General features: G+C 30.7%; 14 protein-coding genes and 2 pseudogenes. 5 read left to right on the top strand and 11 right to left on the bottom strand.

Annotation, left to right across the window (positions count from 1 at the left end):
• The 4 genes and pseudogenes from BN1242_RS00460 to BN1242_RS13295 form a co-directional block, all read right to left on the bottom strand.
• The coding region (locus BN1242_RS00460; protein WP_158661022.1) for a helix-turn-helix domain-containing protein at nt 1-382 on the bottom strand (382 nt) is incomplete at its 3' end.
• 271 nt (nt 383-653) lie between these two features.
• A pseudogene (rpsI, locus tag BN1242_RS13500) lies at nt 654-725 on the bottom strand (30S ribosomal protein S9); the annotation flags it as partial.
• 197 nt (nt 726-922) lie between these two features.
• Nucleotides 923-2,542, bottom strand: a complete 1,620-nt coding sequence (locus BN1242_RS13300; protein ID WP_062349912.1) for a DNA methyltransferase — start codon at nt 2,540-2,542, stop codon at nt 923-925.
• Between the two features lie 18 nt (nt 2,543-2,560).
• A complete protein-coding gene (locus tag BN1242_RS13295; RefSeq protein ID WP_062349910.1) occupies nt 2,561-3,826 on the bottom strand; it encodes a DNA adenine methylase in 1,266 nt (421 codons plus the stop codon).
• 164 nt (nt 3,827-3,990) lie between these two features.
• Here BN1242_RS13295 and BN1242_RS13555 point away from each other — a divergent pair, with 164 nt between their 5' ends.
• Both BN1242_RS13555 and BN1242_RS00440 read left to right on the top strand, forming a co-directional pair.
• Nucleotides 3,991-4,530 (top strand): hypothetical protein, encoded by a 540-nt coding sequence (locus tag BN1242_RS13555; protein WP_062349909.1) that lies wholly within the window; start codon nt 3,991-3,993, stop codon nt 4,528-4,530.
• A gap of 1 nt (nt 4,531) precedes the next feature.
• Nucleotides 4,532-6,955 (top strand): restriction endonuclease, encoded by a 2,424-nt coding sequence (locus tag BN1242_RS00440; protein WP_062349906.1) that lies wholly within the window; start codon nt 4,532-4,534, stop codon nt 6,953-6,955.
• Between the two features lie 364 nt (nt 6,956-7,319).
• On the opposite strand, the gene BN1242_RS00435 is transcribed toward BN1242_RS00440, so the two are convergent.
• The 3 genes from BN1242_RS00435 to BN1242_RS00425 form a co-directional block, all read right to left on the bottom strand.
• On the bottom strand, nt 7,320-7,892 hold the full coding sequence (locus BN1242_RS00435; protein ID WP_275259432.1) for a tyrosine-type recombinase/integrase: 573 nt from the start codon (nt 7,890-7,892) through the stop codon (nt 7,320-7,322).
• Between the two features lie 181 nt (nt 7,893-8,073).
• The gene (locus BN1242_RS00430; protein WP_062349903.1) at nt 8,074-8,343 is read right to left on the bottom strand and encodes a hypothetical protein; all 270 of its coding nucleotides are present in this window, start codon (nt 8,341-8,343) and stop codon (nt 8,074-8,076) included.
• A gap of 5 nt (nt 8,344-8,348) precedes the next feature.
• A complete protein-coding gene (locus BN1242_RS00425; RefSeq protein ID WP_062349901.1) occupies nt 8,349-8,570 on the bottom strand; it encodes a hypothetical protein in 222 nt (73 codons plus the stop codon).
• Between the two features lie 280 nt (nt 8,571-8,850).
• Between BN1242_RS00425 and BN1242_RS00420 the strand changes: the two genes are divergently transcribed.
• Complete coding sequence (locus tag BN1242_RS00420) at nt 8,851-9,219, top strand: hypothetical protein (protein ID WP_062349899.1); 369 nt, start codon at nt 8,851-8,853, stop codon at nt 9,217-9,219.
• A 370-nt stretch (nt 9,220-9,589) separates the two neighbouring features.
• Here the strand turns inward: BN1242_RS00420 and BN1242_RS00415 are convergent, their stop codons facing one another.
• From BN1242_RS00415 to BN1242_RS00405, 4 genes and pseudogenes are all read right to left on the bottom strand, one after another.
• The gene (locus BN1242_RS00415; protein ID WP_062349897.1) at nt 9,590-9,916 is read right to left on the bottom strand and encodes a hypothetical protein; all 327 of its coding nucleotides are present in this window, start codon (nt 9,914-9,916) and stop codon (nt 9,590-9,592) included.
• Nucleotides 9,903-10,196, bottom strand: coding sequence for a hypothetical protein (locus BN1242_RS00410; RefSeq protein WP_062349895.1), 294 nt, complete (start codon nt 10,194-10,196; stop codon nt 9,903-9,905). Before BN1242_RS00410 ends, BN1242_RS00415 begins: the two co-directional genes overlap by 14 nt.
• A gap of 250 nt (nt 10,197-10,446) precedes the next feature.
• Nucleotides 10,447-10,518, bottom strand: a pseudogene (gene rpsI, locus BN1242_RS13495) (30S ribosomal protein S9); the annotation flags it as partial.
• A gap of 153 nt (nt 10,519-10,671) precedes the next feature.
• Entirely contained in the window at nt 10,672-12,456 is a 1,785-nt protein-coding gene (locus tag BN1242_RS00405; protein WP_062349894.1) for an AIPR family protein, read from the bottom strand.
• A gap of 377 nt (nt 12,457-12,833) precedes the next feature.
• On the opposite strand from BN1242_RS00405, the gene BN1242_RS00400 reads away from it, so the two are divergent.
• Nucleotides 12,834-13,241 carry a hypothetical protein gene (locus BN1242_RS00400; protein ID WP_062349892.1) on the top strand — a complete coding sequence of 136 codons (408 nt, stop codon included), beginning with the start codon at nt 12,834-12,836 and terminating at the stop codon, nt 13,239-13,241.
• A gap of 22 nt (nt 13,242-13,263) precedes the next feature.
• Nucleotides 13,264-14,148: a DNA methyltransferase gene (locus BN1242_RS00395; RefSeq protein WP_062349917.1), complete on the top strand. Its 885-nt coding sequence runs from the start codon at nt 13,264-13,266 to the stop codon at nt 14,146-14,148.
• The last annotated feature ends 10 nt before the right edge of the window (nt 14,149-14,158 follow it).

Here is a 14,158-nt window from a genome sequence, read left to right as displayed (position 1 = left end):
CTGGAATAGCTTCATATACACGAGGAGTCGTCACTTTAGGTATATGATATTTTTCTCTAAGATCTCTAACAAATCGACGAACAGTCGCTTCACCTACTTGTATTTTTTCTTTTCCAAATCGTTCCTTTAGCCAATCCTCCACCTGGGCCGAGGACATATCTGGATATTCCCTCAACCAATTTAGAATAATATCTTGATAAGGATCTAACTTTTTATTCCTAACTTTTGTTGCTGCCATCCAATCTGCGACCTCCATTGGATTCATTTCCAAATACTTATAGATCGTATTTCTGCTTAACCCCACTTTCTTGGATATGTTGCTTATTGAAAATCCCTTTTGTTTTAGTCGATGAATTTCTGAATACAATAACCACTTTTCCACCTTTCTATCCTCCAAATCAACCTAGTATTAATAAAAACTATCATAGTCGATTTGACGGTTATTTTGGTTTAAATGTGTTCAATATTATTGATCAGAAACTGTTAACTTTATTTTATCGGTTACAATTGGAACATAAAGCCTATTTTTAAAGAAATTATGACCATTAAATCGTTATCTTTACCAAACTATTTTTATCATCATAATAAAAACAGGCTACCTCACCATATGTAAGATAGCCTGAAGTTGTTGAAATATAGATTATTTATAAAGATTAACGTTTTGAGAACTGCGGTGCACGACGAGCGCCTTTAAGACCGTATTTTTTACGTTCTTTCATGTTTGCATATAATAGGAAGAAACCAGAAATAAAACGATTCATCAAAAGCCCGATTCGTCGGGCTTTTTCCATCCTAATAAAAACTAGGGTAAATACCGTAATATACCTTTGGTGGTCAAAATGTGGTCATTATTTTATCATTCACACTTTAGATATTATTAATTGATTAAAAACAAGAAAAGCCTTAAGGCGGCACCTCTTAATCACAAAACCCATTTGCCATTTTCTTTGTCCCATTTCACAAAGGGTTCAAAAACATCTATAATACTTTTATATTTTGCACTGAGTTTGCTTAACCAATTATTTTGTATTATATATTCCATCAACCCTTCATCCATCAACTGGGTTGTTGTTAATGAACCTTTACTTTTAATTTCAAATTTAACATGGGCAACTATATTCTCAACTATTTCATCAATAGTTTCGACCTCTGCTACTTCATATTCTCTTTTTTCATTAATAAAAAATAAAATGGAATCACCTTGAAGTGACTTTTTTGGGCTTAAGATATTCTTAAGCGTTAATTTTTTATATATATGGACTTGTCCTAAAAAGTGTAAACCATGCTTCCTCGTGATATTTATTAGGTTATTCCAAACACTTAAATTACTGTCATGAAAATATATACACATTATTTTTCTTTTTTTTAGTTTTCTAGTTATCTTCTCAAAGCTCTGGTCTAGCAAATCAAAGTATGAATCTTCGTCCTTACTTCTCCCCTGTGCGTTGGATATAACAATTTCATCTTCAAAGTTAAATTTCAGGTTTAAAAAAGGATAATATAGCTGCATATACTCAGAATATAAAACTTGTCCCAAATATGGGGGATCAGTGATGACCAAGTCTATACTGTTATCTGGTATATCATCATTAGTTAGATGTTGGGTACCTTTATTTATTATATAGTAATCCCCATTATTTGATAGTTCGTTAAAATCTGATGCCTGATTAATTGTACTTTTGAAGTTTTTATCCACAAAATCGTACGAACCGATAAACAATCGAATTCTTCTTTTTATGACATCAACAGCATTTTTTTCTAGACAATTTTCCTTTGGTGTCCAAAGCGGCCATTGTGAGTTAGACTTCAGATCCGTTATTTTAATTAGATGGAGAGCGCTCATCAAAATATATCTAATTATATCCTTAAGGTTTTGATCAACTAAGTTAGCCTCATACTCTAAAATGTCGTTGATGATACATAATGCTCTTGGTGTAAATAGTGAACTTACACTTTGTTCATTATAAACAGCCAACCTACTATTAGGTACCATTACATAATCATTAATATATTTATATCCGTTATTTTTAGAAAATTGTTCAATATCGAAAATATCGGGTTCCTTTATATAATTTGTCCTATTATCTAAATGTTGATAGTGAATTTCCTTAATTACAGGTTCAGTAAATGGTGATTCTCTGTCGAATATCACCTTTTTCACAATACCATAATCATCCTTTTCTGCTGACCACGTTTTATAATATTTGTTGAGTCCATCTACAAAATCTTCAAATTCTGTAAGAAGATTATTTAAAGTTTCTTTATCTCCAACTTTTCGTAACAGTGTATTAACAATAAAAATGGGTAACTCATTTATCTCCACACCTATTGATTTACGATTAAGTAAAACTGACTCGAATATTGTTACACCCGAACCCATGAAAGGATCAAAAACAATGTCTCCTTCTTCAGTTAATTCTTCTATCAACAAGTCACTAATATTAAAAGGTTTTTGTGACCAATACAAATGAGATTGATAAAGAGGGTTACGATTTGTTGGTTTAATTTCAGAAATTTTCTGTTTAATCGAATATATATCCATATTTTCTCCCCCTCTTTCCTATGGTGTATATAGCAATAGATATTCAAGAACTTTTTTTGAATTGCTATTACGATTATTAGAATGATTATAGTCTTGAGTGTAGTATTGGAAATTGCCATTGAATACATTGTTTCCGTATTCAATCAGATCGAATATGTTTAGTACGTAGCGGCTAGTTTGTTGATTAGCTGGATCGAACGGGTAGGCAAAACTAAAAGCAAGTCCGATTTGTTTTTCCTTACAGAAGTCAAAAAGTTGTTTATGATAATGAATTGCTTTTGATTTTTGACTTAATGGTGACTGATATCTGTTTTCTGTATATAGTCCTCTGGATAAACTTCCCCTATACACTGTCATTTCTGGATATTGATAATCTACTAAAGTGTTAAGCAAATGAAAATAACGAGAATACTGCATATCTGTATATGGTGGGTCAGCGTAAATGAATCCTACTTCGTCAAATATATCTTTATTGTTAAATAACAACTCATCAAAAGTATAATTAAAAACTTTATTACCTTTATCCTCTGTTAAAAAGCTGTCAGAATAAAAGTCTTCTACCTTTAAAACAAACTTTTCAGAAATTGATACACTTCTTCTTTTAAATAGTCTATCCAAGTTGTTATTTATTCCCAACGGCTGTGCCATATGTCCGTCTTTACTAAAAACGGCTTCCTTCATTGCATAAAACAATGCTGATAAAAGCATATTTTTTGTTTCAACACTAAAATTACCTTTTTCTATTGCATACCTAATGCTATCGATTTCAACTGATTGAAGCACACCAAAATAATTCCCTGAATAATAGCTAGTAAAGAGGCTATATAAAGGGAATTTCCTCAATGTTTCAATTGTTATTTCCATGTTATTTATAACAATATTACCCTTCCATACATTAGGAAAAGATAAATAAAACTGTTCGATATCTTCATATTTATATGAGCTTATCAATTCTTGCTCTTTATCAACCCATTTGTTAAATACACTTAAAAGTTCCTGCTTATTAAGTTCACTAAAATGATTTATTTCCTCTAATAGGACACTTAATTTACCTTTTGGTTGAAATTTTAAAAGTGCATTTAATATTACAGATGAATACTGCTCTGAATCATTAGCATATACCTTAAATTTATCTTTGTAAAAATACGATACCGCTCCACTGCCTGCGAAAATATCAAAGAATGCCTTTCCTTTAGGTATATGGCTAGTAGTATATTCATCAATAAAATTCAGCAAGTTACGTTTGCTTCCTGGATAATTAAGTATTGGAAATTCATTTTTCATTTTTCCACCTCTAGTCTTCAAACTATCATTATATCTCAAAATCTGACAACAATAAATAAATTTCATCAATATTATCATACCACAAAATTCCACTCACAGTTACAAATAATCGTTGCATTTTGAAATAAACTGATAACAACCTTGATATTTTTGGAGTGTTTAAGTTGGATTACCAATTCAAAAAAATAGTTGAAATGAAAAAAAGTGATGTTAAAGAACAAATTTACACTAATACTGACTTTCTTATTAAACATTATGGTTGGACTAAAAATAGAGATTTCTTTGATAGTATTAGCAAAAAAACTGGTATTCCACTGCGTACAATCTCCAGCTGGTACTACAAAGAAAAACTTCCTGTTCTACACCATCAGGAAATAACCAGACTTACTAGTTGTTTAAAAGTTCATTTTTCAGATTTTGTATCAACTAGTATTACCAAGGATAGTATCTTACCTTATCATCCTAAGGTTTTCATACCATCAAATGTTGCTAAACAAAACATCTTGAAACTCTTGATTGAATATGACATACAGAATCCCAATAAATTTGAAAGTTTCTTTGAGGGTAACTACTCAAGTAATTACTTTTATGTTCTTCAAAGAAAGCGGAACCATCAAAGGAACCTATCATGGACTTTCATTGTTACTGCTGCTCATTATTTCGACATTTCTGTTGGTGACCTATTTAAAAACAAGGAGGAATAATATGGATAATTACATTTCATACCAATCTATGGCTTCTAAAGCCGACCCTAAAATAATTGAAAAGGCATTAATGTTAAGAAGAAACCTTCGTGATGTGAAAAGTAGTGTCCCCACTCTTTTAAAAAACCAATTTAACTTTAAGGGACGAAAATCGCCTGAAATTGGAAAAATAATTATGGATTCACTCACCACCCCTGAAGGTATTGTTCTTGATCCTTTTATAGGTTCTGGTTCTTATATAATTGCGGCTAGTGAAAGTAATAAAACTTTCTATGGAAGCGAGCTAGATAATTATACTTTCGACGTTGTAAATACTTACTTTCAGCCAGCTGATTTAGACCTTCTATTTACGCTCTTTAATCAAGTTAAGGAACAATGTTTTGAACAAATACGTTCCCTTTACGAAACCCGTTGTTGTAACTCAAAAAACTATATTAAAAAGCTTCACTTTGACCCTGAAACTAATAATTATTACAACCCTAAGCCACATAGAGATATAAAAAATGGTAAAAATATTATATTGCTCCATAAGTGCCCAGTTTGTGGTAGTACCACAAAGAAGTTTGATGCATTTGACGAGGAGAAAATAAAAGCACTTGAAAAATGTGATGTTTCAAAGTTTCCTAGCCACGATTTAATAGAAAATAGTAGGATTAACATTACAAAAGGTACAGGTGCAGACAAATATGATACTAATTTTACAACCCGAAATAAAGTTGCATTATTAAAATTACAAGAAGCTATTTCGTCTTTGGCAGATTGCCACGAGAAACATTTACTACAACATTTCTTAGTTGCTAGCTTAACCCTTTCTCGGATTGCACAATATGGTTCTGGCTCTGAATATATTTATCAAGTTATGAGGGAACAAGCACAAGAAATGAATGTCTGGTACCTGTTTGAGGAAAGATATAATAAATTCAAACAATTTTATAAAAAGTACGTTGAAAGTAAAAATGAATGGTTTAAGAACAAGTTTACATTTGTAAATTCCGATTACAACGAATTTATGTCATCAACTTTCAAAGGGGTTAAAAAAGTAGATTTGATTTTAACAGACCCCCCTTATCATGATCAAGTACCTTATTTAGAACGAAACCAATTATACCGTGACTGGTTATATCAATTCGTTGATATTGAAAAATATGCTCTAAAAGATGAATTACTTGAAAAAGAAATCGTTGTTTCAAACGCACCAACAAGAAAAAGAAACAAAAATTATGAAAACCACGTGAAAGATATTAATAAGATGTTTCTTACCTTTTCTAACAGTATTAAAACTGGCGGCTTTGTAGTACTAGCTGTAAATCTGGGGCAGAAAAAGTATTTTGATTTGCTTTCACAATATATTTTAAAGGCAAGAAAAAATGGTTTTGAATATATAACCCGTATTGATAAAACAATAACTGACCCGACACTACGCAAACAAGCTGCTTTTAAAAGCACCCTTTCAAAAGAAATGTATTTAATTTTTACCAAATTACCTGAGGAGAAGAAATATTGGTTTATTGGTGATAAGAATATTGAATTTGAAATCAAAAAGTTTGTTTACAAAAAAATTCAGGAAAGTTCCTCACCATACAGCTTAAGTAAACTAATAATTGATATTGAAAGTGAAATAATAAAAAACCGTACTTCACCTAACTCGCCTCAACAGGTGAAAATCATGCACATTATTAAGGATAATTTTAAGATTGATTTTAAACAACACATTTATCTTGATGAGAATAAGCTTTATGTTGATTTAGAAGACTCAGAAACCCTTTTTGTAAAGCTATATGACATTATTCCGGTCATTATTGAGAACCTTCTAGTAAAACAAAACGACTTTTTTGTATTGGAAGATATCTATTTCGAAATTAGTGATAAACTTTGCAATGGAGATCCTGGTTTACTAGAGAAAATTATTGACTCAAATTCTAAAGAAGCTGATATAAACAATCTCATTCTGAATTTTTGTGAAGAAACAGAGCGTGGTTACATTAGAAAACAATCTTACACAAATCAGAATGGAGAAAACCTAATTGATTTGAGAACAATTGACCCTTATGGATTGGAAGAGCTAATTAAACAATTGTTGATTAAAGAAGGTTATATCAATGTTGCAAGAATGGGTGGAGCTGGTGACCGTGGTGTCGACATTGTAGCAACAAAGTTAAATATTCGAACAAACAAACATGAGAAATATATTTTCCAAGTAAAAAGGTGGATTGGAAATGTTGGAAGTGAGCCAATCCAACGTCTTAATAGCGTAAAGATAACTGATGGATTTGATTACGGAATTTGTGTAACTACTTCCGATTATACACAAGCTGGACTACAGGAAGGAAAACTAACAGGTGTTGAATTATTAAATGGTTCTGACCTGCTTGAATTACTAAGCAAACACTATCCTAACCAATATTTTATTAGTGAGATTAATTAGACATTTTTTCAGGAATCAAAGACCAGAACGTTAGGTGAGTTTACCTTTCCTAACGTTTTTTATTACATATTTTTCCAATCGATAATGCAGTCATCTCAATATCGAATTTTTTACGGATTCATTGAAAGTTAGAAGCCACATTTTATTACATTCATTATCCCCCCTCTGGTTGTTTTATAAAGAATAACTAATTTAATTGCAAAATACAAATTGCCAAAATCCTAATTTCAGCGGCATAACAACCTTAAATTTGTATTTTACTAAGGAAAAAATGTATATTAGAGTTTATATTCTTTCCAAAATTAGATTTTAGTAAATCCTCAACTTTTTTTGACTGATATATTATTTCTTATTCAAACTTCCTTTATAAAACAAAGTTGTTAAGTTCCTCCTCAATTTCCTCCTCTCTTATCCCTATATACCGCTTCGTTATCATTGGATGAGTATGATTTAAAATTTCCTGTAGGGCTGCCACATCTTTCGTCTGCTTATAAAACCAATAACCAAAGGTTTTTCTCATTGTATGGGTTCCGACACTCTCCACTTCCGCCATATAAGCCGCTTTCTGTAGCTGACGGTACGCTTGAGTGGTGGTTATGGGCTTATGCCCCTTTCGACTGGGAAAAAGCCATTCTGAGCCCACGGTTTCTACATAGGCTTGAATTTCATCATAAATATTTGAAAGATAAATAGTTCTTGGTTTTTTTGTTTTTCCCTCTTTCACCACAACCCGTTTTTTCCTTTTTACGTCTGCCACTTTTAGCTTTAGCAAATCACTTACTCGCAATCCTGTATTTATACCAATGAGGAACATTATATAATCCCGCTCCGAACAGAATGTTTTCAATGCCCACTTCATATCCTCTATTTGCTGTTTATCCCTTATCGGTTGAACATCTTTAACCTGATTCTCACTATTGCCCCTTTTATTTGTTATACCAGTAAACCCCCGTAAAATTAGGGGTTTGAATGTACTTTTTTTAACGCATCTGGATAATACAATGAAAAACGAATAAATACAATAACAACGGGGATTTGAATGTAAGAACCTTCAGATAAAGGTGGATGATGATCAATTGTTGATTTTATTTTAATTAAAGCCAATATTTATTGAGTTTTTAGTAGCCGAATTTTTTAGGAAAATCCCCATTTGTTAAAGTAGATAGTAAAATTAAAATTGCCATAAATACTGCTACCCCTAAAAATAATGTACATAATTTAACCCACCATTTTTCTTCGGATGCAATAAAAAATATTACTATTACTGCGAAAAAAATCATTTCCGAAATTGCTTCAGGTAGGTTAATTACTTCAGGTAATACAACTATTGTTAAATATAACAATATACCGCAAATAAAAGAATAAATTAAAAGTCGTAAAGCTAACAATGAATTCACCTTCTTAACTTCTTATGTTTATCCAGCCAAGGTTCAATTTTCTTATCAAATATTTTTATCCCTATATATCCATTTAAAAAAGCAATTAATAGCCCAAGAACAATCATGCCTATTCCAGTATTATCAGCCATAACAATTGGCTTAAGTATTGAAAATACAATTGATAATGCAATTGGCATAGTTAAACCAACCCATATAGCAACAAAAATTACAGCCATTTTATTCACCTCTTGTAAAAATAGCCATTATCAAAAAAACAAACTTTTATTCCATATATTCTTTCCTGTTAGTCATCCATGAATTAGAAATTCCCCACAGGGACTAGAATATCATTATGTCCCTTAATAGTATTTTAATAAAACCACTTCATTAATTCTTAGAATTAATATTTAGCTTTTTATTACAATTGCATATTAAAAAAGAAACTTATTTAAAAGATCATTGCTTATTGATAATATAATTGTGAGAGATTTGGATAATGAAAAGAGAGGATAATATATGGATTGGAATGACAATGACGTATTAGACCAAGAAAAAACAAAATTATTAACTAAAATTGGCTGTTTTTTAGGGATAGTTATTTTAGGAATTTTCGCTATTTTAATACCAGCTTGGTTATATTTTTCATATCCTGATGAAACACAGTTAATGGTCAGTCATTCTCCTAACAACATAAACACAATTGAAGTTGTTAAGACAGATGATTTTCCCGACCCTACCATTAGAATTTATTATGATGATAAACATATTACAAAAACAAAATTGCCAAATGATATATCTGTAGAATGGATAAATGATTATGAAGCTAATGTCATTCTTAAAAAGCAAAAAAGAGAACCTGAAATTGTATATATTGAATTTAAATAGAAAATGTTATACCCATTCAATAGGATAAATTCATTAAAATGCTCCATTTCATGGACAGGCATCCCGTTTCGATCCATCTGTGCCTTTTTATTAAATGATTTGCTTATACTAGGTAAGAACAGCTTTTTAAAAACGTCCCTATAAAAGGGCAAAATAAAAAGTTCCCCCTGCCGAACATTGCAAGTGGAACCAACTGCCAAAAAAAGGAGTATGATACCAAACCAAAGGAAACCGCTGAAACTGAAACATTGGTAAGTTATTATATACCAATGCGTGTTTCTGCTTACGTTTTGAGGACTACTGAGGTACACGACGAGCGCCTTAAAAAATCGTTTTATTAATTATTGATAATTAGTTTAATTACCTAGTACTAATAATTGGTAAAAGGTGGTTTAATGCCATATAAGATTTGTGCAACTTCGCCAGTGCCTCCATGATGACACGCACGGACTAATACCTTTTTGGTATTATCATTAACAGTGTAAACAATAACCACATTGCGAATCATTTTAAGACAGTAGCCATTGAATTGATAATTTTCATAATCAGCAATCTTATCAGCCTGAGCAAATGGCTCTTTTCTTAATAATGTTTGTGATAAACGGAATACTGAATCATGATCTATTTGGTTGAAACTAAATAACTTACGTAGTGCAGTTTTACTCCATTGAACCGTAAATAGATTATCTTGATTCATTGGCATCCTCAATTTTAAACTTTTTGTATTCATCATAACTAGAAATATATTCTGTTTCGGATTCCTTTTCAGATTCCTCTAGTTGCCTAATTACACTAGGATTGTAAAAGATAAGTTCTCCAAGTCGATTTTTTTGTTTTTGTGACAATTCGTTATGGGATTTAAATTCTTCAATCAATGAGTGAATCAAAACATCTACTGAAATATCCGAACCCTCTGTATTGTTATAAAAAATTTTATTGATTACATCATTAACAGCTTCTCTAGATACTTTTTGCATTCAAATCACCATCCTTTAATGTTAAGTGTTGTTGCAATTTCCATAACGTTGAGAAACAATATTTTATTAATTATATCAGATGATTTACAAAAGAGGTATATAGATTGGAACATAAAGCCTATTTTTAAAGAAATTATGACCATTAAATCGTTATCTTTACCAAACTATTTTTATCATCATAATAAAAACAGGCTACCTCACCATATGTAAGATAGCCTGAAGTTGTTGAAATATAGATTATTTATAAAGATTAACGTTTTGAGAACTGCGGTGCACGACGAGCGCCTTTAAGACCGTATTTTTTACGTTCTTTCATGTTTGCATATAATAGGAAGAAACTTGAAATAAAACAATTTATCAAAAGCCCAATTTGTCGGGCTTTTCTTCTTTTTATAAGAAATAGAGTAAAACCCGTGATATACCTTTGGTGGTCAAAATGTGGTCAATTACTATTCAATAGAATGTAACTAAAGATTTAATTAACGGATAGGATTTTCTGATTAAAAGGCTCGATTATATAATCCTCTTTTAATATTTCATCAATTAATTTAGTTCCCTTAGCGACCTTATTATTGCCACCAAGTTTTTTGTATTTTTCATATACATAGTCCGCACTAACCTTTATATTAGTATCTGAAAATTCGTCAATCTTGATATTCCCCAATTGTTCAGGAGTAATTTCTTTAGACCCAATAATTTTAGCAGAGCATACTAACATTACATAAAATGAAATATCCGATTGTTCACTTACGGTATAGAGACCCAAGCTATTTATAACTTGTTTAACTCGTTTTCCAATAAGCGCAGCCTTATAATAACTATCTAAATTTTGATTGGTAATATATAAATATTTATATGTTTCTTCGTCATTTAATAGAGTTGAAGGTCGTGCCCTAGCATAGTTTGGTTTCCGTAAAAGAATAGATATCAAGCATTGTGCAAGGAAAGCTATACTTATTATTTTTTCTTTTGGTTTACCCTCATTTTTATAGAAGTTTTTCCTACGATCATAAAATAAATCCTTTGTTTTTAAATAATTTTCAATCTCTCTATGGATACTATCAGTTCCTCTTAAAATTGCCTTTGGAATAGCCGTTTGGCTGTTAGTAGCCAGTATTATATTATCCCGAGATGCATCACTATTTGGTACGATTATTCTAATTAGTATCCTTCTATTTTCAGTAATTTCTTCCAATTCTCCTGCTTTTGATGTAAAATAGTTGTAAATCTCAGTTGATGTTTGTAATCCATTAACAATTTCTGGATTCTTAATTTCAAATACCTTAGTAGACTTTTGATCAATTTTATTAGCTAACATGGTTATACCGTTGTTAAGCCACCAAAAATCTTCTTCAGTATTCATTTCTTCTAGAGTTTCCGCTATTTCTTTATTAACAGTTGTTTTACCCTGATAATCTCTAACGTTCGCCTCAAAAATATGCTTTATTAACTTGTTATTTTCATTTGTAATGAAATCAAAGTATTGCTTTAAGTCTGCTAGTACAATATATTCCTTTTCTTCAGTAACAATTATCGGTGACTCTGATATATGTAAAACAAAATCAGTTTTTGCTGGTGCATCATATAAAGCTAAGATTTTTTGTGCATCAATAAAATCTACTATAACACTTGTATTTGGACTAGGATATAAATTCTTTAATTTAGATTTCACTTCTTCAGCTTGTTGTTTAACATTCACATGTATTTCATTTCCAAGAGAAACATATATAAATTTAAAATTAACAATAGGAGATTTTGTTATCAGTCCTAAAAACGTATTATGAAAACGTTCAAATGACTCTAACAATTCATTATTGTATCTCATTGAAAAATCAGTATTTTTAAATGTATCTAATGAAAAAAGATTATCAACAACACTTTTCCATTTATCAAATGCACTTTCACGAAATGAGGTTTCAAATTTTGACTGGATTATATAGAAATCTAGTATAGGATTTTTTTTAACATTCTCTAGAGGTGTATCATCTAATATTAATTCATCGTTCACAAATAAATAAAGACTATCACACCCACCATCGTTTCCACTGCCAACCACTCCTTTTTCAATTTCTTCATCACTTAAATCATAAGCCTTCAAAATTAAATCCGCAGAAAAGTACTCAAAGTACTCATGTAACCTTCTATTGTATTGACCATTTTTAATAATTTTTTCTTTTTCTTCTTCCAATAAACTTTCTTCAAAACTCTTTTTAATTAATTCACTAGAAATAAGCTGGGAATTATCTAATTTTTTTGCCAAAAGATTCAACTCCTATTTAGGTAAAAATGAGATTATCATTTGTATCCGAAATTATCATATTTACTCATATTCTATCAGGATTATGAAAATATTGGTAAAAAATATGATACTTATTTCAAATTAAAGCTAGGTATCTATTTTTCTTGTATATTCATTTAGGAATGTAATCAGGAAAATACTTTAGTAAAGTGAACCATGAAAATCCAAGCTGTCGGCCCCCTTCTTTCTATATAAAAATAAGATTAAATTTTTTTTTATTACCTTTGGTGGTATAAATATGGTTACGAATGTTATATTTAACACTTGAACAATAAGGTTACATATGATACCTTATACAAGAGAACATATGTTTCGTTTTTTTTTAGGGGGGCTTATTTATGAAAATGACTTTTGAATCCTTCATTAAAACATTTCCAACCAACAGCGTTGTTGCTAATAGTAAAACCGGAAGATTTATTTATGAATCAATAATTTGGGATGATAAGGTTAGAATTGCTTTTGTCGAAGCTTCCAATGCGGGATTACCTGCTCTTTCTACATGTGCAAAAAGAATTGAGGAATATTGTATATGTACATCTAATAATGACTTAGACCTTACAAATAATACAGTTAGACAGACTATCGGAAGAATGGTAAACGCTTCTCTTTCCCCGCTAGGATATACATCAAAATCCAAAGCACGTATGCCTAAACACTTAAATTTACATTATTTTACCACTGCAATGACTTATCACTATACAGGTGGTGAAACTCAGAAGATTATAAAAAAAATTGTGGATTGTTAATAAATATGGAAGGGGCATGAAAATGAATAATGCAATTATTAAAGAGAATCTTGATTTAGAAGTTGGTTATGAAAAAACCTGTGATTGCAAAAATAACCATTTAAATTGTTTAACGGCAAAAGAATGGATAAAACATCAATTAGGAGTTTGGCAATTTTATTATGAAAAAAGGGATATTAGAGATAAAAACATTCACCCAGCAACCTTCCCACTATCTCTTGCTAGCAAATGCATCCAATTATTTACACACGAAGGAGAATTAGTGGTAGATCCCTTTGTAGGGTCTGGAACAACGATGTTATCTGCTCAAGATTTGAATCGGAACTCTATAGGATTTGACTTAAAGAAAGAATATGTAGACTTTAGTAATCAACGAGTTGCTAATGGGAACCTTTTAAATAATTCAAATCAAATTGCCTTTCATGATGATGCACGCAACATAAATAAATATATAAAGGAAGAATCAATTTCACTAATATTAACTTCCCCGCCATATGCCAATTTATTAAATAGAAAAAGAACAAATAAAAGTAGACGAAATAGAAAAAATGAACAGTATCTAAAAATAGAACAATATAGCCAGGATCCAAGAGATTTAGGAACCTTAGATATAAACGATTTTGAAGTGGAAATTAAAAGCATTTTTAGTGATTTACTTCCACTTCTAAAACCAAAAGGTCACTGCGTTATCAACGTTCCAGACATGTGGTATGATAATCAAAGGATAACAATCCATGTATCCGTCATAAATGCAATGAGAGCTGCTGGATACGAGCTTAGAAATACTATTATCTGGGATAGGACTAATATTGTAAATGGAATTGGCATATTTGGTTGGCCATCAAATTATATAACGATGGGAACAACCTTTGAATATTTACTAGATTTTTGGAGACCAGAAAAATAAAAAAAGAAAG

The organism is Bacillus kwashiorkori (genome assembly GCF_001375515.1).
Classification (GTDB): Bacteria; Bacillota; Bacilli; order Bacillales; family Caldibacillaceae; genus Bacillus_BK; species Bacillus_BK kwashiorkori.
This window is presented reverse-complemented; position numbering and strand designations above follow the sequence as displayed.